General features: G+C 42.0%; 13 protein-coding genes and 1 pseudogene. 10 read left to right on the top strand and 4 right to left on the bottom strand.

Annotated features, from left to right (window positions below):
• Nucleotides 1-20 precede the first annotated feature (20 nt).
• The 4 genes from FD723_RS02690 (at nt 21) to FD723_RS42365 (ending at nt 3,795) form a co-directional block, all read left to right on the top strand.
• Nucleotides 21-1,523, top strand: coding sequence for an acyl-CoA synthetase (locus FD723_RS02690; protein WP_179063985.1), 1,503 nt, complete (start codon nt 21-23; stop codon nt 1,521-1,523).
• A gap of 68 nt (nt 1,524-1,591) precedes the next feature.
• Nucleotides 1,592-3,070 carry an amidase gene (locus FD723_RS02695; protein ID WP_179063986.1) on the top strand — a complete coding sequence of 493 codons (1,479 nt, stop codon included), beginning with the start codon at nt 1,592-1,594 and terminating at the stop codon, nt 3,068-3,070.
• Nucleotides 3,071-3,196: 126 nt separating this feature from the next.
• Complete coding sequence (locus FD723_RS02700; RefSeq protein ID WP_179063987.1) at nt 3,197-3,670, top strand: type II toxin-antitoxin system VapC family toxin; 474 nt, start codon at nt 3,197-3,199, stop codon at nt 3,668-3,670.
• A 2-nt stretch (nt 3,671-3,672) separates the two neighbouring features.
• On the top strand, nt 3,673-3,795 hold the full coding sequence (locus tag FD723_RS42365) for a hypothetical protein (protein WP_256875031.1): 123 nt from the start codon (nt 3,673-3,675) through the stop codon (nt 3,793-3,795).
• A gap of 35 nt (nt 3,796-3,830) precedes the next feature.
• Here FD723_RS42365 and FD723_RS02705 read toward each other — a convergent pair.
• Together FD723_RS02705 and FD723_RS02710 are read right to left on the bottom strand one after the other, a co-directional pair.
• Nucleotides 3,831-4,884 (bottom strand): annotated as a pseudogene (locus FD723_RS02705) (IS630 family transposase).
• A 306-nt stretch (nt 4,885-5,190) separates the two neighbouring features.
• Nucleotides 5,191-7,437: a DUF1796 family putative cysteine peptidase gene (locus FD723_RS02710; RefSeq protein WP_179063988.1), complete on the bottom strand. Its 2,247-nt coding sequence runs from the start codon at nt 7,435-7,437 to the stop codon at nt 5,191-5,193.
• 731 nt (nt 7,438-8,168) lie between these two features.
• Here FD723_RS02710 and FD723_RS02715 point away from each other — a divergent pair.
• The 4 genes from FD723_RS02715 (at nt 8,169) to FD723_RS02730 (ending at nt 11,888) form a co-directional block, all read left to right on the top strand.
• Complete coding sequence (locus tag FD723_RS02715) at nt 8,169-8,885, top strand: heme oxygenase (biliverdin-producing) (protein ID WP_179063989.1); 717 nt, start codon at nt 8,169-8,171, stop codon at nt 8,883-8,885.
• Nucleotides 8,886-9,011: 126 nt separating this feature from the next.
• On the top strand, nt 9,012-10,394 hold the full coding sequence (hemN, locus tag FD723_RS02720; protein WP_179063990.1) for an oxygen-independent coproporphyrinogen III oxidase: 1,383 nt from the start codon (nt 9,012-9,014) through the stop codon (nt 10,392-10,394).
• 357 nt (nt 10,395-10,751) lie between these two features.
• Nucleotides 10,752-11,030, top strand: a complete 279-nt coding sequence (locus FD723_RS02725; protein WP_179063991.1) for a GlsB/YeaQ/YmgE family stress response membrane protein — start codon at nt 10,752-10,754, stop codon at nt 11,028-11,030.
• A gap of 165 nt (nt 11,031-11,195) precedes the next feature.
• Nucleotides 11,196-11,888 (top strand): manganese catalase family protein, encoded by a 693-nt coding sequence (locus tag FD723_RS02730; protein WP_179063992.1) that lies wholly within the window; start codon nt 11,196-11,198, stop codon nt 11,886-11,888.
• A gap of 360 nt (nt 11,889-12,248) precedes the next feature.
• On the opposite strand, the gene psaK is transcribed toward FD723_RS02730, so the two are convergent.
• Nucleotides 12,249-12,509: a photosystem I reaction center subunit PsaK gene (gene psaK / locus FD723_RS02735; RefSeq protein ID WP_179063993.1), complete on the bottom strand. Its 261-nt coding sequence runs from the start codon at nt 12,507-12,509 to the stop codon at nt 12,249-12,251.
• A gap of 618 nt (nt 12,510-13,127) precedes the next feature.
• On the opposite strand from psaK, the gene FD723_RS02740 reads away from it, so the two are divergent.
• Nucleotides 13,128-14,393 (top strand): glycosyltransferase family 1 protein, encoded by a 1,266-nt coding sequence (locus tag FD723_RS02740; protein WP_179063994.1) that lies wholly within the window; start codon nt 13,128-13,130, stop codon nt 14,391-14,393.
• 393 nt (nt 14,394-14,786) lie between these two features.
• Nucleotides 14,787-16,520: an NFACT family protein gene (locus tag FD723_RS02745; RefSeq protein ID WP_179069002.1), complete on the top strand. Its 1,734-nt coding sequence runs from the start codon at nt 14,787-14,789 to the stop codon at nt 16,518-16,520.
• A 160-nt stretch (nt 16,521-16,680) separates the two neighbouring features.
• Here the strand turns inward: FD723_RS02745 and tnpA are convergent, their stop codons facing one another.
• Nucleotides 16,681-17,067, bottom strand: coding sequence for an IS200/IS605 family transposase (gene tnpA / locus FD723_RS02750; RefSeq protein ID WP_372743784.1), 387 nt, complete (start codon nt 17,065-17,067; stop codon nt 16,681-16,683).
• Between the last annotated feature and the right edge of the window lie 289 nt (nt 17,068-17,356).

Genomic DNA, 17,356 nt, shown 5'->3' on the forward strand with positions numbered 1-17,356 from the left:
CCCTAAATCGGCAAACAAACGTGAATTTACCATTGATGATTCGTGCTGAAGAATATAACGAAAAAACAGCAATTGTGACAACGGACGGAGCATTTACCTATGGGGATTTGCTGCACACTTCCAGTCAAATAGCAACAAGTCTTCTTCAAAATACAGAAGATTTACAAGAGCAGCGAGTTGCCTTTCTCATTCCGCCTGGGTTTGAGTATGTAGCCACTCAATGGGGAATTTGGCGTGCTGGTGGCATAGCTGTACCTCTGTGTGTTTCCCACCCACGTCCAGAATTGGAGTATGTAATTACTAATTCTGGAGCATCGATTATTATTGCTCATCCTAATTTTGAGGATATACTGCGTAGTTTACCGCCGCAGGCATCGCTCGCCCAAGAACACAATTTACGATTTATCCTCACTTCAGAAGCGCTCCCATTTAATATTGCTCCGCTCCCAGATATAGATATCACCAGACGCGCCTTAATTCTCTACACCAGCGGTACAACAGGTAAACCCAAGGGTGTAGTTACAACTCATCAAAATATTCAAGCGCAAGTAACTAGCTTAAACACTGCTTGGGAATGGACATCGGATGATCGCATTTTACATATCCTGCCACTACATCATATTCATGGAATTATTAACGTACTGACTTGTGCTTTATGGGCTGGGGCAGAATGCCATATATTGAGCAAATTTGATGCCGAAACCGTTTGGAACCGAATTTGTGACAGTAACTTAACCTTATTTATGGCAGTACCAACAATTTATGTAAAGCTAATTACTGCTTGGGAAACTGCCTCTAAGGAACGCCAAAAAATCATGTCAGAAGGCTGTGCGAAAATGCGCCTGATGGTTTCTGGTTCGGCAGCATTACCAGTTCAAGTTTTAGAAAAGTGGCAAACTATCAGCAGCCATTTTCTGCTTGAGCGCTATGGGATGACTGAAATCGGTATGGCGTTATCAAACCCTTTACATGGTAAACGGTTGTCTGGATATGTTGGTAAACCTCTACCTCATGTTGAAGTCAGATTAGTGGATGAGAACGGAGAGTTAGTCCCAGGCGAAACCCCTGGAGAGATCCAAGTTAAAGGCCCTGGAGTATTTCTAGAATATTGGCAAAACCCTGAAGCAACTGCCAAAACCTTCCAAGATGGCTGGTTCCGTACTGGAGATACCGCCGTAATCGAGAACGAAAATTACCGCATTCTGGGACGGATGAGTGTGGATATTATCAAAACCGGAGGGTATAAAGTTTCAGCTTTAGAAATTGAAGAAGTGCTAAGAACCCATCCAGATATTCAGGAATGTGCAGTGGTTGGGGTTGCCGATTTAGAATGGGGTGAACGAGTGTGTGCGGCGTTGGTATTGCAAGGTTCACAACCTTTAACATTAGAAGCTTTCAGGAGTTGGGCAAAAGAAAGATTAGCTGTTTATAAAGTGCCAACCCAAATTTTGATAGTTGAAGAATTACCGCGCAATGCGATGGGGAAAGTTACTAAGCCGACAGTGGTTGAGCTATTTTGCTGATAGCGATCGCTACAAAATTTTGGATTTGAGATTTTAGATTGAAAAGAGCAATCAAGTGAAATCGACCTATGAGTGACTTAGTTTTTTTACCCGCTCATCAACTTGCTCAGATGATTCGCGATCGCCAAGTCTCAGCTGTCGAAGTGTTCGAGGCTTACCTAGCGCAGATTTCTAAACACAACTCAAAGCTGAATGCAATTTGCACCTTAGATGAAGACAATGCTCGTACTAGAGCAAAGCTGGCAGATGAAGCCCTAGCTAAAGGAGAACACTGGGGCGCTCTGCACGGTGTCCCGATCACAATCAAAGACATTTTTGAAACAGTAGGACTACGTACCACAGCAGGTTACATTCCTCTCAAAGACTACATTCCTCAACAGGATGCCACCGTTGTCGCCAGGCTGCGGGCAGCAGGAGCCGTGATTCTCGGAAAAACGAACATGGCAGAACTGGCTGGTGATTTTCAAAGTACCAATTCTCTGTTTCCACGAGTAAATAATCCCTGGAATCTTGACTATACAGCAGGTGGCAGTTCTGGAGGTAGTGCTGCTGCTGTTGCAGCCGGACTTTCAGCATTAGATATAGGCAACGATCTTGCAGGTTCAGTGCGCCAGCCTGCAACTTTCTGCGGCGTGTATGGATTAAAGCCAACAGATCGCCGTATTTCCACCGCCGGAAGTATCCCTGAAGTACCAGGAATGCCGCTATGCTTGCGACAAATGTTGACTATTGGCTGTTTTGGGCGATCGCTCGAAGATATTCGCCTTTGTTTCTCGCTGATCGCTGGTGCGGATCTGCGTCGCCCAGATGTGCCACCAATTCCCCTTGATACTCCATCAGGCAAGTCTTTGCAGGATCTTAAAATTGCTTGGATTGATGAATGGGTAGAGGTTCCCGTTGCTGGGGAAATTCGAGCCGCAGTACAGACAGTCGTGCAAAAACTTGCTCAAGCAGGTACTTATGTTGAACGCTGGCTTCCCAAAGACTTTAATCTATCGACAGTGTGGAACCTCTGCGGGCGCATGGAAGCATATATCAACAACTACGCCCAACCCAAGGATCGCTATAATGTGCTACGCAACTTAGAGTTACTCTTTCGCACGGCAACTCAAGGCGACAAAAAACTCCGAAGATTAGGAAATTTCAGCAGCTTTCTGCCAGAAATTTTGAATCCCAGCTTAAAAGGATATTTTGAGACACTCACCGAGCGCGATCGCTTCATTGCCCAAATGGATGAAGCCTTAGAACCGTGGGATGTATGGCTCACTCCTGTGACCGCAACCCCTGCATTTAACCATTGTCCGGCTTGGAGCGCCATTGATATTGAGGGCAAATCCTATCCTCATGCGGTGGCAAACGGAGCTTACACTATGCCATTTAATCTCAGTGGTCATCCTGCGGTGGTGATTCCCATTGGGCAAACTCACAATGGCTTACCGATTGGAATACAAATTATTGGCAAGCGATGGCGCGAGATGGAACTGTTAGCGATCGCTCAAGAACTTGACAAAGTGGTTGGTGATTTCCGGCATCCATTGGGCTATTGAGTAATGGCAGCAATTAAACTTCACTGTTATAACCCAATACGGTTGGGTTTCGTTCCTCCATCCAACCTACGCAGTTTATAGTTTTTGACTTCGGATAACATGAGAAAGTTAACAGCTTAATACCAGATGAGCGAAACTGTTTACATCAAAACCAGTATTGTTGGCTACTTGACTGCTAGACCCAGTAACAACTTGATCCTGATGGCTAATTTAGAAGCTACGCGGGAATGGTGGGACACACGTCGCGATCAGTTTATGCTCTACATTTCTCAAGTGGTTTTGGATGAAGTAGCACGAGGCGATACAGAGATAGCAACGAAGCGACTTGAAATAGTGCGTGATTTTCCTTTGCTTGAAGTCAGTGAAGCTGTTCAAAATTTAGCAGCACAATTTATCGCAAAAAGTAGCCTTCCACCGAAGGCTGCTGATGATGCACTTCATATTGCAGCGGCTACAGTTTACGGATTGGACTATCTGTTAACGTGGAACTGTAAGCATATTGCTAATGCTCAAATCCAGAAAAAGCTAGCCCAAATCAGTCTTGATGCCGGATACGAGTTGCCAACCCTTTGTACACCCTACGAACTAATGGGAGAGTAGATATGTGGAAAGATGAAATTCTTGAAGAGATTTATAGAATTCGAGAAGAACATGCAAAGGCTTTCAACTACGATTTACAAGCAATTTGTGATGATTTGCGACAAAAGCAAGCTGCAAGTAAGTAAGTCGTGGAGAAAATTTATAACTATGTAACAAACAATTAAGGGGAAGAGTTAGAGTTAAATCTTATACGTTGTGTACTGTAATTTCCCTTCTCTGCTCTAGCTTGAACTCCATCAATCACAGCATAGGCAAGGTCTAACTCATCTTCAAAAGTTTTCGAGGCTAGTTCATCTTTTTTGAGGTGTTGCCACTCCAATTCAATTGGGTTCATTTCCGAACAATATTTGGGTAGAAAGAAGATGTACAAACCCATCTCTTCCCACTTTGGCCATAACTCCTGCACTTCTTTACATCGATGTATTGGGCCGTTATCCTGCACTATGACTCTTATGCGTCCCGTTTTTTGTGCTTCTAGTGCTTCAAGCTCCATCATTTGAATATAAGATTTGCGTGAAACGCCTCCAATTACCAGACCGTAAACGAAACTAATTAACGGTTGAAGAAAGCCAATAATACTTAACCTTCGACCTCGACGCTTGCTCTGCTCTAAACGTTTTTGTTTGCCTCGGAAGTAGTAGCTGTAACTCGGTTCACTCCAAGCACAAAACCCTGATTCATCTAGATACTTTAAATCGATTTCTCCTGCGGCGCAGACAATTCCAACATTTCCAAATCTGCTTGTTTAACTTGCTGTACTACTGGATCTTGTTTTCCTTTATGGCTTTTTCTCGTTCGTTTCCAAATGATCCCCTTTTTTTTAGTACCTGCCTTAACCAGTCAGGACTCAATGTTACCGAGCGTTCTTGTTCTAATCTTTGGGCTAATTGAACGCTGTTATATGTACGAGGTTCTTTCTCTAAACATTCTTCTAAGAACACCATGTCATCTTCCGTCCACCTTGATTTTCCTCCTCGCCCTGGTTTTTCCCAAAGTCCCTCTAAACCAAGATGCTCCCATCTATGCAAAACTTCTCGCACTGTTTGTGCTGTCCAATTAAAGTGAGCCGCTATCTTCTCTACATACCAACCATTTGCGCTCAATCTAATCACTTCTGCTCTGTCTTTAACTTTCTGGGGTACATCTGCCGTTCTCAGGTTAAACAAAGTTCTATCTTGCTCACGAGTCAGAAATGCCCTTAAACGGCTGCCCATACCCCTGTTACCTTGGTAGACACATTTATGTATTTACTTATCTTTACACAGTTTGGTTTTTTCACCTTGTTCTACTTAATCGGCAGATTATTTCACAGCCACTCAAACAACCCAATCGTCTGCATAGCAAATTGTAATAGCCAACTAGCTAAAAGTTATCTATTGGGTGTTGCGGTTTATCTGGGGTGATTGGGAATGTTATGCCGTACAAGATTTTTGGGAATACTATCTGGTAGCTAATGACTAATTATTGTAGAGACGGCGATTCATCGCGTCTCTTGCCTTAACCGAACAGTATTGCGGCTCCTATCTAGTTTCCCACCCCTTCGGAGGTTTGGGCGGACACCAAAATAGATTTTTACTGGACACACCAAGGGATTCCAGAATTCCTCGCATCACCTCTGTGCAGTACATCCAATGCCCCAAATCGTCATACATGCGATCGGGATTAAACTCGACATTGTAATGCAGCACATTGGGAAGGTCTAAAAACTCATCATCGCTTTGAGGAGAAAGCAGCAAGAGATGAAATGGCTTTCCCTGGCATTGTTTTTGCAGCTTGTTCACCAAATCTATCACACCACCGCGATCGCTAATTCCTGTGCGAACAAAAAGCACTTTGTCGCAATGGCGCAATGCATACCAAAACCTTTCAGAGCGTGCTGTGTAACGAACGCGCATCCGTTCATGGACGGGAGACATATCGTTTTTTGGGTCGTCTGTCTCCTCAACTTCATGGGCAAAGGATAAACCCGACCACTTACTATGGTAAATTCTACCTGCGTCGGGACTGTAGTGTAGGAAGGCAGGGTTCCACATATCATCAAAACCGTGTGCGATCGCATCGGCAACATCTCCAATATTGGTGGTGCGCGTCAGATCGAAGGGAAAGGCGGGGCCATCATATTCCATCTTATATAACATCATACGGACGGCACAGCGATCGCCAAGGGGAAGAATGGCCACACGGCTGATATCCGATAACTCACATTTATATTGGAACAACACCGCAGACTTAGGTGGTGCTTTCACCCGACTTTCTAACCCATCCTTACCAATCATCATGGTGCGAAAGGGGGCATCGGGATAAAGCGGATCTTCATAAACACCCGATGGCATAGCTTTAAGTGCATTGCAAACCTCCGTCCACATCGGCTGGATATTGTACTCATTGTCTGATTCGTTGATTATCCAGAGGTGGCGTTCATCTGCTTGCAAAATCCCCAAATGCCCGTCATAGAATAAAACGTTGTTTGGCGAAAAGAGATTGAAGGCGGCGCTATATTCTAGATCGCTACCAGGAGGAATGTTTATTGTAGTTGCGATCGCACCATCTTCTACAGCCAAAAAGGGGAGCGTCCCTGGCTGGGTATCCTTGGTAATGTAAATACCTGGTATCAATCCCCCCTTACTTTGCAGTGCAGTTTGTAGTTCCTGCCAATAGGGAGCGATCGTATAGCTGTATTGTGATGGATTAACAATCCGCAAACGCTTCTCTTCGATACAGACAGAGAGATGAAAGCCACCATTATCAAAATAGATGGGGAATTCATTCGGTTGCTGGGAGCGTTGTTTTTGTTTTGCTAATTCGTCTTTGTCGATATCGAATAAGTGGTGGTCGATCTGCTGATACATGAGGCTATGACCGACTGTATTCGGGTGAGCCGGATCGAAGGATGTCCCTGCTTTCCATCGTCCTTGCCCATCATCGACGGCTGCCAACCAATCCAATACAGTCACACCCCAACTTAGCATCCGGTTATGTGTGTCTCGAATCAGCCAGTAATGTTCCTGGGAATAATCACCGTTGGGGTAAACTCCGCCCAGAATCGGGATAGCGCCGATGTCCCGCGTCATTTTCACAAGCTGCTGCAAGCCACTTTCAAACCGCCGCTGTACCGCCCGACGTTCGTGAGGGGGACAGTAGGCTAATCCTTCGTTGCCCAGAGACAAGGCAATAATTACGATATCTGGTTGTTCGGGGATCACAACTGAGCCAAATCGAGCGATCGTTCTGCTGACATTCGCCCCCACCTCCGACACATTCATGAGTTCATGCCCATATTTTTGCTGTAAAGCCTGTGCCAACAACCAAACCCAACCTTGCAAAAACCAGGCTTTATGACCTAATGCAACGGAACTACCAATGACTACGATTTTTAACCCTTTAGACTCTTCATCCAGGGGGATTTTAACAGCAGGCTTATCAATATATCCGAATGGATAAGGTTGTAAATAACCAAATGCGCCATCATCCACAATAATTGTGCTGGCATCATCATTAGAATCAATGGGAATCCAGCGGTTTGTATCTAGTAAGCTTTCCCATGTTGCGTTACCGTTTGCATCAAGACGCACATACTTGTATTCAAGTCTCTGTTGACAGCCTGACTCTTGAATGTCAATATCTGTCCACCATAAAGGATAGCGATCGCCACTTGTACGCAGATGGATACATTTGGTAATGTCCCACAATCCCAACTCTGGAGTAGAACCGACGATACCAATGGATTCGCCTACTTGCGTGTATGCACTGATTTGGAATCGATACATAGAGTTTATCCTGATTTAGTGAGTACGATACCAAACAGTCAGGCTGAATCTTTAAACCTATTTTGAGAATATCACATAGAAATCTTCAGAATCCGGTATGAATCTTGTTAAGTATACTGAAGCTCTGATTTACATCACTCAAAGCGATAGCACCCAAGATTTTCCAAGATTAAATCGGATTTTTATAAAAGATTTAATACTGATTAAACAGAATATATTGTATTAAAAGTCTTCGCACAACTAAGAACAAATCAAAAACAGGATAAGATTAAGTTAAATTTTTACTTCAGTAGCACTGAAATCCAAGAGTTGCTACGCTATATTGCAACTTCCTGCCTCCTTCACAATTAGGTAAGTCTGCAATAGATGCCCAACAATTGAGACTATCAAGGGTAATTTTTGGCAAAATTTTATAATTGGTGAGCGCGCCGTAGGTATCGCTCTTATTAATCTCTGCTAGTTTCAGATTAAGGTTAGATGCCTGAATATGAGCATCAGAAAACATAAATAAATATTAATATCCCCATAGTTATATATGAATGAATAGTTAAATACTTTTAGGAGAGATAAAAATAGCTGGGATTTGCATCGGCAGTGATTCTTGCTGGATAGAGTGATGCAAATACTTTCTAAACCTAAACCTAGAATAACAATTTTTTAGCTGGACTTGACAGGCATCGTGAATCGGTGACTGCCGAGAAACCTTGCGCTTGAACATGAAGGAAGCAACAATGAGTAGCAATCTAGCCATCAAACTCCGCTCTGGAACTCAACAAGCCCACACATCAGCGGAAAATGTGGCATTCATGAAATGTTTTTTGCAAGGAGTTGTGGATAAAGACTGCTTTGCCAAGTTCTTAAGCAACTTGTATTACGTCTACAGCGAACTAGAAGCGGCATTAGAGAGCCATGTAAAGCATCCTGTAATTAGTGCAGTTTACTTTCCTGAACTTAATCGCCAATCTTCGCTCGAAAAAGACATGGTGTTTTATTATGGGGATAATTGGCGAGAGCGAGTTACAGCCTCACCAGCTGCCCAGACATACATTAGCCGCATTCGGGAAATTTCTGCTAGTGAACCAGCCTTACTGTTAGGTCATGCGTATACTCGCTACATGGGCGATCTTTCTGGGGGTCAAATGCTACAAAAAGTTGCTCAGTCTGCCCTGAAACTTTCGGGCTATGAAGGCACATCCTTTTACAACTTTGAGCAAATTCCTGACAAAAAGGCATTTAAGGATAAGTATCGTCAGGCATTAAATGCATTACCCGTTGATGATATAACAGCAGAACGGATTGTTGCAGAAGCCAATAATGCCTTTGGGTTCAATTTACAAATGGCTCAAGAGTTAGAGGGAAGTTTAATTAAAGCACTCGGTCAAGTCCTGTTTAATAGCCTCACTCGTTCTCGGAATTCAGGTAGCACTGAAGTAGCTGCGACTAATTAATTTTGTCATTTGTCATTTGTCATTTGTCATTGGGCATTAGAAAGAAGCTTGTTCAATAATTCTCCCCAATCCCCAGTCCCCAGTCCCCAATCCCCAATCCCCCTTCATTCATTGGAAAGCAACTCAATGGTTTTTCTATTACCTGGTGTCAAGTTTGATCTGGATCTGATTCAAAAGTACGACACTCGCGCACCTAGATATACCAGTTACCCGCCCGCTACAGAGTTAAGCGAAACATTCACTGAAACTGATTTTAAGGCCGCGATCGCAGCATCGAATCAACGCAAAACCCCTCTTTCTTTGTATTTCCATATCCCCTTCTGCCAAAGTGCTTGCTACTTCTGTGGCTGTAACACAGTAATTTCCAACAACAAGAATATTGCTAAACCTTATGTGGAGTCTTTGGTTCAAGACATCAAAAACACCGCAGCCTTAATCGATCCAGATAGAAAAGTGTTGCAAATCCATTGGGGAGGTGGTACTCCTAATTACTTAGAACGTCACCAAGTAGAATTTTTATGGAAAAACATCAATCGCTATTTCAACATCGACCCCCAAGCAGAAATCTCAATTGAGATTAATCCCCGCTATATCGATAAAAACTACATTTTCTTTCTAAGACAGATTGGCTTTAACCGCATTAGTTTTGGCATTCAGGATTTTAATCGCCAAGTTCAAGTAGCTGTAAATCGTGTCCAGCCTGAAGAAATGCTCTTTGATGTCATGAGTTGGATCAAAGAAGCTAAATTTGAAAGTGTGAATGTAGACCTAATTTATGGTTTACCTTATCAAACCCGCGAGACATTTCAAGAGACGCTGAAAAAGACGATTGAATTAGATCCTGACCGAATTGTAGTCTTTAACTTTGCTTATGTGCCGTGGCTCAAACCGACACAAAAAAATATTCCTCAAGAAGCGCTACCCCCAGCAGAGGAAAAGTTAGAGATTCTGAAAATGACCATTGAAGAATTGACGAATAACGAATATCTATTTATTGGGATGGATCATTTTGCTAAAACTAATGATGAACTAGCGATCGCTCAACGCAATGGCACTCTCAAACGCAATTTCCAGGGCTACACTACCCACGCTGAAACAGAATTGTTTGGTTTTGGTGCCACATCTATCAGTATGCTAGAAGATGCTTATGCCCAAAACCACAAAGAATTAAAGGATTATTATCAGACACTTACAGCAGGTACATTACCTGTTAGTAAAGGTATTAAACTTACTCAGAATGATATCATCAGACGGGATGTGATTATGGGTATAATGTCTCACTTTCAGCTTCATAAGCAAGACATTGAAAACAAATATCATATCAGTTTTGATGAATATTTCTCTGAGGAACTAGAGGCATTAAAACCACTAGAAGCCGATGGACTAGTCAGTTTATCAAAAAATCAGATCCAGATTACAGACATCGGTAGATTACTAGTAAGAAATATTGCTGTCATCTTTGATACTCATACAAGGACGCGAGAGACAAAATTTTCCCGCGCCATTTGATATCATTTCTGCAAATGTTGCTGCCCAGATCGCCGACTTCTGAATGAGTCGGCGATCTAAATTTATCTGATATTTTTATTAATCAATATTTTGACGCATCTCCAAAAAGTTAGATAATATTTTAAATCTTAAGATAGATATAAGAAAATATAAATTAAATATTGTACTGTTGAGCCTAAGAAACTTTTAATAATAGTAGTAAAGATAAATTATTATCCAATCAATCTGGATATATTTTTTTGTCTAATTTACAAACTATTTTGTCTAACTTTTGGATTCAGCATTTACCCCATCTGGTAGAAAGAATTTGAAATCAGAGTTGATAACTTAAATACAGGTGAGATTGTTGAGGCAGTTATGAGTATTATTGCTTGGATAGTTTTAGGAATTTTGGCAGGTGCGATTGCTAAATCTATTTATCCTGGTTATCAAGGTGGCGGAATCCTTTCCACAATGATATTGGGTATCATTGGTGCTTTCGTTGGTGGAACTCTATTTACCTTGTTACGAACAGGAACTCTACAAATTACTGCGGCTGGCGCTGGTTTAACTCTTCCTGGTATTTTAGTGGCTGTGCTTGGCGCAATTGTTGCTATTTATCTATGGGGATTAATCAGAAGAAGCAGCAATGTCTAATCGCTAACTGGCAGTTATCAAACCTGAGATAACTATTGTACTTTATTCAGTCTTCTAGTTCACCAATTGCAGAAGCTATCAAACATCAAATTAGCTCTATCTGGAAAAAGACTAAAAGATAAGTCGATTCATTCTGTAACACCAAATTTTGGGAAGTGTAAATCTATGTTTTTTCACAAAAAAGAGCCTATTCATGCAGTTAACGTTAGTGAAGCAAACCCTCGTTTTGCTCAGTTGCTACTAGAGCAGTTTGGCGGAGCTACTGGCGAACTTAGTGCAGCACTTCAATATTGGGTTCAATCATTTCATGTCGAAAATGCTGGCATTAAAGATATGCTTCAAGACATTGCTATTGAGGAATTCAGCCATTTAGAAATGGTTGGGAAACTCATTGAGGCTCATACTAAAAATGTAGATCAAACAGAGGCTTATAAAAGTACTCTCTTTGCAGTTCGAGGTATTGGGCCTCATTTTCTAGATAGCCAGGGTACTGCTTGGACTGCAAGTTACTTGAATGAGGGTGGAGATGTGGTACGTGATTTAAGAGCTAACGTTGCAGCAGAAGCCGGTGCCCGTCAGACTTACGAATCATTGATCAAGTTGGCAACCGACAAAGGAACCCAAGAGACTTTAGTGCATCTGTTAACACGAGAAATTTCTCATACTCAGATGTTTATGAAAGCTCTAGATTCACTGGGTAAATTGACAGATCCATTCTTTGGTAATATTAAGCCAGATGACACTGTTGCTCTCTACTACAACCTATCGACAAACGGCGATGGTAAAGACGAGCGTGGCCCTTGGAATTCTGAGCCAACATTCAAATACATTGCTAATCCCCTAGAAAGTCACTCTTAGAGTATAGATTGATTTTGAGCAAAGGATTTTTGGCATATCTGAAAAAATCCTAATCATTCGGTGGGCAAACAGCCCACCTTTTTTAGTAATTTTTAGGCTGCTTATACCATTTTGAATTTTAGATTTTGGATTGGGAATTGCTTTCTGTGTCTGGGTTGCGTGAAAATTTAAAATTTGGTGGTGCAACAATTTAGTCGCGGATCTCTTGATTCTGAATTCTGAATTCTGATTTCTGATTTCTTCTTCAACAAACCTCGATCTCTCAGGACAATTTGTATAAAAAAGAGCCAGAGAACTAACTCTCTGGCTCAAAGCTGGAGACAAAAGAATCATCAAATAAAGGCTAACTTGGGTAAAAGCCTATATTCTTCCCAGGTTATGCAGCCCTAAGACAACGCCCACGCCTAAGATATGACCAAAGGCGGTAGTTGCTAAAAGGGCAGGTAAACCAAAACCACCAAATAAATTGGGTGAAGGTAGTGCTGGTTCTGCGTTGGGATACTTGATGCTAGATTTGCCAAAGGCGATCGCAACGATATTAGCGAGAATTATAATCAGACCAACTGTTGGACTCCATTCCAGGGGTGTAGTTGCAGCAGCGAGTAAGGTCGAAGTAAACACCTGATTTTGCTCCTGAAATTTATTAATGGTTGAAAATATAATCTGAAACTTTCCGAAGCAAATTCAATAAATTACCCGATTTTGCATCAATATTTAACAGTTATTCTTACTACTTAATACAAAATGAGTTCAACACGGTGAGTTAACTGTGGTAGATGGTTTGAACTTCAATATCTAAATTGAATATATACTTATTAAAGTTAATACTTATTGATACGTTGTTTTACTGATATGGCGTCAAGGCATCTATAGACCAAAAAATCCTCGACTTCTTCAGGAAGTCGGGGATTTGAGTCTCTCGGTAGAGAGCAAATTAAAAAAGGTTGCTATATCTATGAAATTAGAGCTAGGCATGAATTAAAAATATAATTTTCATCTATCAAAAGTATGAGAGGCAATAACGATTTTCTACATCTAAAGAAATTAAAAATAAATTAAATATAGATTAAATATTTGTATTTAATCTAAAAGTATACTTCTGACAGAGGATGTAAAAAAAAATTAGGTATAGTAAATTAAAATCAATATTAATCAAAGTTCCTAAACAATTCAGGCAAGTGTTTTATTCACAAGCCTGGAACAGCCTAAAACTTTGTTAAAATCAGCCACACACAAACTATGAACTCTACCACCGAAAAACGTATCGCCTTGATTTCCGTCCACGGAGATCCGGCGATTGAAATAGGGAAAGAAGAAGCTGGGGGACAAAATGTTTATGTGCGCCAGGTGGGTGAAGCACTAGCGCAGCTAGGATGGCAAGTTGATATGTTTACCCGCAAGGTGAGTCTAGAACAAGACTCGATTGTTGAACACAGTAACAATTGTCGAACTATTCGTTTAAAAGCTGGCCCTCTTGAGTTTGTGCCGCGAGATGAGATTTTTGATTATCTACCTGAATTTGTGGATAATTTCCTCAAATTTCAAGTAAAAAATGAGATTACATACCAGTTAGTTCACACTAATTACTGGCTCTCTAGTTGGGTGGGGATGGAGTTAAAGAAAATCCAAGGGAGTCAACAAGTTCACACCTACCACTCCTTAGGAGCGGTAAAATATAACACTATAGAAAATATTCCTTTGATTGCTAGTGTGCGATTAGCAGTAGAAAAACAAGTGTTGGAAACAGCAGAGCGAATTGTGGCGACAAGTCCACAAGAACAAGAACACATGCGATCGCTAGTTTCCACTAAAGGCAACATTGACATCATTCCCTGTGGTACAGATATTCAGCAGTTTGGTTCCATTGGGCGAGAAGCAGCCAGATTTGAATTTGGTATTGACCAAGAAGCTAAGGTTGTATTGTATGTAGGGCGTTTTGACCAACGCAAAGGTATAGAAACCTTGGTGCGTGCAGTCAACAAGTCTCAACTACGCAACTCGAAAAATATCAAGCTAATTATTGGTGGTGGTAGCACTCCAGGTAACAGCGACGGAATTGAGCGCGATCGCATTGAGGCTATTATCAACGAATTGGGAATGAGCGACTTTACCATTCTTGCCGGTCGTCTAAGTCAAGAGATTTTGCCAACTTATTACGCAGCCGCCGATGTTTGCGTTGTTCCCAGTCACTACGAACCCTTTGGACTCGTAGCGATCGAAGCAATGGCAAGCGGTACACCAGTTGTAGCTAGCGATGTCGGCGGACTTCAGTTTACTGTAGTTCATGAAGAAACTGGTTTATTAGCACCACCACAAGATGTAGATGCCTTTGCGTCTGCCATTGACCGAATTCTCTTAAATCCAGAGTGGCGAGACGAATTGGGTAAAGCTGGTAGAAAGCGCGTCGAAAGCAAGTTTAGTTGGCATGGTGTAGCAACTCAGTTGAGTGAACTTTATACTCAACTGGTACAACCAGTCCAAGAACCCCTATTGCTTGCTAAATAATCTTCTCAGCAACTCGATACGGTTTGGATAAGATTATCTACATAGCGATAACTTTTGTAGAGACGCAAATTTTGCGTCTCTATTAGCTTTGGAAGTGATGGTGATGCCTACGCACCAAAGATAATCGATGGTACGGCTACTCCTGAAGAAGTTGTGAGAGGAATAATGATTGCAAACCCCGGATTTCTCACGCATAGTGTAGGCTTCAGGGGAAGAGGAGTGGGGGGGTAAGACTTCTTCCCCATCCTCCCACACCTCCCACACCCATTGGATTTATCACAAGTGAGAAAATCCAGGAAACGTGAGTGCCTCCCGTAGAGAAGGCGGGCTACACCTACGCTAATATCAATATATAGAAGTATACTGAGCATCGACCTTTGAACGCGAATGGCTATGCAACCAGTTGACTTCACCACCCTTACAGCTACCTGTAGCGAAATACGCGCTAACTGGCTGCCCTCGCGGACAGAACAGGTTTATCAACGCGATCGCTACACTATTGCTATAGCATTACGCACTCTGAAACAGCGGGATTGGCTACAAATTTCTTGGCATCCCCAAGCGGCACATATTTGTATTGGCGATCCACCACCGCGATCGCCTGATACTTTCACCTTTAGTCAACAATTAATACACCAATTGGGTGGTTTGGCATTGGTGGGTATTGAAGCGATCGCCCCTTGGGAGCGGGTTATCGATTTGCAATTTGCCCGTCGTCCCGGAGAAAGCGCCCTATATCATGTCTATGCAGAAATCATGGGCAAGTATAGCAACGTCATTCTCACCGACGCTAACAATATAATTATCACCGCCGCCCATCAAGTCAGTCAGCAACAATCTAGTGTCCGTCCCATCCAAACCGGACAACCTTATGAAACACCACCAAAACTGACTGGAACCGTCCCCAGTTTGAGCGAATCTCAAGAACGTTGGCAAGAACGGGTAAGTTTAGTGCCAGGAGCAATCAAGCGGCAATTACTCAAAAGTTATAGTGGCTTGAGTGCAGCGCTACTGGAGTTAATGCTGCTAGAAGCAAATATTGCCCCAGAAGCATCTACCGATACTCTCAACCCCGACGACTGGCGACGGCTGTTTGAGCGTTGGCAAGAATGGCTGCAAGCTTTGGATTCCAAGAAATTTCAACCCGCTTGGACAAAAGATGGTTACACCATAATGGGTTGGGGTGCAGTTGAAAAGGTCAAAAATATTCAGGAGTTACTCAACCACTACTACAGTAATCAGATCGATCAACAGTTATTTTCGCAATTGCGCCATCAATTGAGTCAGAAATTGCATAATATTCTGGCCAAATTACGGAATAAAGCTCAAACCTTTCAGACGCGCTTGCAGCAATCAGATCAAGCTGATGAGTATCGGCAAAAAGCTGATTTATTGATGGCTCATCTGCAAAACTGGCAACCGGGGATGAAAGAAATTATCCTGGCTGATTTTGAGACAAATTTGCCAGTTGCGATCGCACTCCAGCCAGATAAAAATGCCGTCCAAAATGCCCAAAGTCTTTACAAACAGCACCAAAAGCTGAAACGCGCTCGTGCTGCTGTGGAACCGCTACTATTAGAAGTACAGACAGAAATTGAGTATTTAGAACAAGTAGAAGCTGCGATCGCTCAGATAGATACTTACCAAACAGCAGAAGATTTACGAGCTTTAGAAGAAATCCGCGAAGAGTTGATTGGGCAAAAGTATCTAGAAGATCCAGAATATCGTAGTCGGAGTGCCAATGAAGCTCCCAGCACCAATTTTCATCGTTATCTTACTCCCAATGGCTTTGAAGTATTAATCGGTCGTAACAATCGCCAAAATGACCAATTAACCTTTCGTGTAGCAGGGGATTATGACATCTGGTTCCACGCTCAAGAAATTCCAGGAAGTCATGTGTTACTACGTTTAGAACCGGGTGCTGTTGCAGAAGAAACTGATTTGCAATTTGTAGCTAATCTTGCAGCATACTACAGTCGCGCCCGTCAGAGCGAGCAAGTGCCAGTAGTTTACACTCAGCTAAAACACGTCTACAAACCCAAAGGAGCCAAACCGGGAATTGCCATTTACAAGCAGGAAACCATACTTTGGGGAAAACCACAATTAACAATTCAAAATTCCAAATGACGCTCTCTACTTCACCAAAACCTAAATCAGTTATTTTAGTTTTTCTTTGCTTGCTTTTTTCTCTGGGTGCAAATTGATTTAATCAATCAGCTTTGAGTTGCCCGTAGATATTAGCAGTTTCTTTTTCTTGGTTATGCGCCTGCTTTTTCTAAATGGGAATTTACCGTGCCTTCAAGATGATGTATTTTTTGATTTTGAAAATATATAACAGCTTGCTCAAGTTGCTTACTGCCCAAAGAGAATATATCATAACCTTCTTGCCAAGCAAATTTTTCTGATGTAGGGTAGGGCAAAGATTGTGGTTGAAATGGTGAGAACTACTTCCTTTAATTTTTTTTACAAACTCTGCGATCGCGATTGTTGGCGGGATAGATACTACTAAATGTATGTGGTCTTCAATACCTCCAATGGCATGGAGTCTACAATTTAAACTATTGGATTTATCAATGATGTAATTATAAAGATCAGTTTCTTTATCGGAGGTAATTAGAAGTTGGCGTTCTTTTGTTGCCCAAGCAATATGATAATAAAGTCGCCACAGAGACATAATATTTTTTAAATTTTGTATTTACTTACATATATTTATGTTTCCCATACAGCACTTCCGGCAGCTATGAGGTACATCCTCAAATCTGAAAGCTTTGATAGGAGAGGACAAGGAGAAAAACTGTATTGCATAATAGCCGGAAGCGCTGTATTGCTGGAAAAAATTATCATATTAGCAGTGTCTGTCAGCCAGGCAAAAAGCAGTAGCCAGCCAGGGGATCAGGAATAAACCAGAAAATCAGCCAGTTCACGAAGCCAGCCAGAAGGTAGCCAGGGAATGAAATTCCCCG

The sequence above is a fragment of the Nostoc sp. C052 genome, from assembly GCF_013393905.1.
Taxonomy (GTDB): Bacteria; Cyanobacteriota; Cyanobacteriia; order Cyanobacteriales; family Nostocaceae; genus Nostoc.

Bases quoted from the DNA above. Each gene is read 5' to 3' on its own strand.
- FD723_RS02730 (WP_179063992.1), top strand. From the start codon at position 11,196: ATGTTTTTTCACAAAAAAGAGCCTATTCATGCAGTTAACGTTAGTGAA.
- FD723_RS02695 (WP_179063986.1), top strand. From the start codon at position 1,592: ATGAGTGACTTAGTTTTTTTACCCGCTCATCAACTTGCTCAGATGATT.
- FD723_RS02740 (WP_179063994.1), top strand. From the start codon at position 13,128: ATGAACTCTACCACCGAAAAACGTATCGCCTTGATTTCCGTCCACGGA.
- FD723_RS02745 (WP_179069002.1), top strand. From the start codon at position 14,787: ATGCAACCAGTTGACTTCACCACCCTTACAGCTACCTGTAGCGAAATA.
- FD723_RS02725 (WP_179063991.1), top strand. From the start codon at position 10,752: ATGAGTATTATTGCTTGGATAGTTTTAGGAATTTTGGCAGGTGCGATT.
- hemN (WP_179063990.1), top strand. From the start codon at position 9,012: ATGGTTTTTCTATTACCTGGTGTCAAGTTTGATCTGGATCTGATTCAA.
- FD723_RS02700 (WP_179063987.1), top strand. From the start codon at position 3,197: ATGAGCGAAACTGTTTACATCAAAACCAGTATTGTTGGCTACTTGACT.
- FD723_RS02715 (WP_179063989.1), top strand. From the start codon at position 8,169: ATGAGTAGCAATCTAGCCATCAAACTCCGCTCTGGAACTCAACAAGCC.
- FD723_RS02710 (WP_179063988.1), bottom strand. From the start codon at position 7,437: ATGTATCGATTCCAAATCAGTGCATACACGCAAGTAGGCGAATCCATT.
- tnpA (WP_372743784.1), bottom strand. From the start codon at position 17,067: ATGTCTCTGTGGCGACTTTATTATCATATTGCTTGGGCAACAAAAGAA.
- FD723_RS42365 (WP_256875031.1), top strand. From the start codon at position 3,673: ATGTGGAAAGATGAAATTCTTGAAGAGATTTATAGAATTCGAGAAGAA.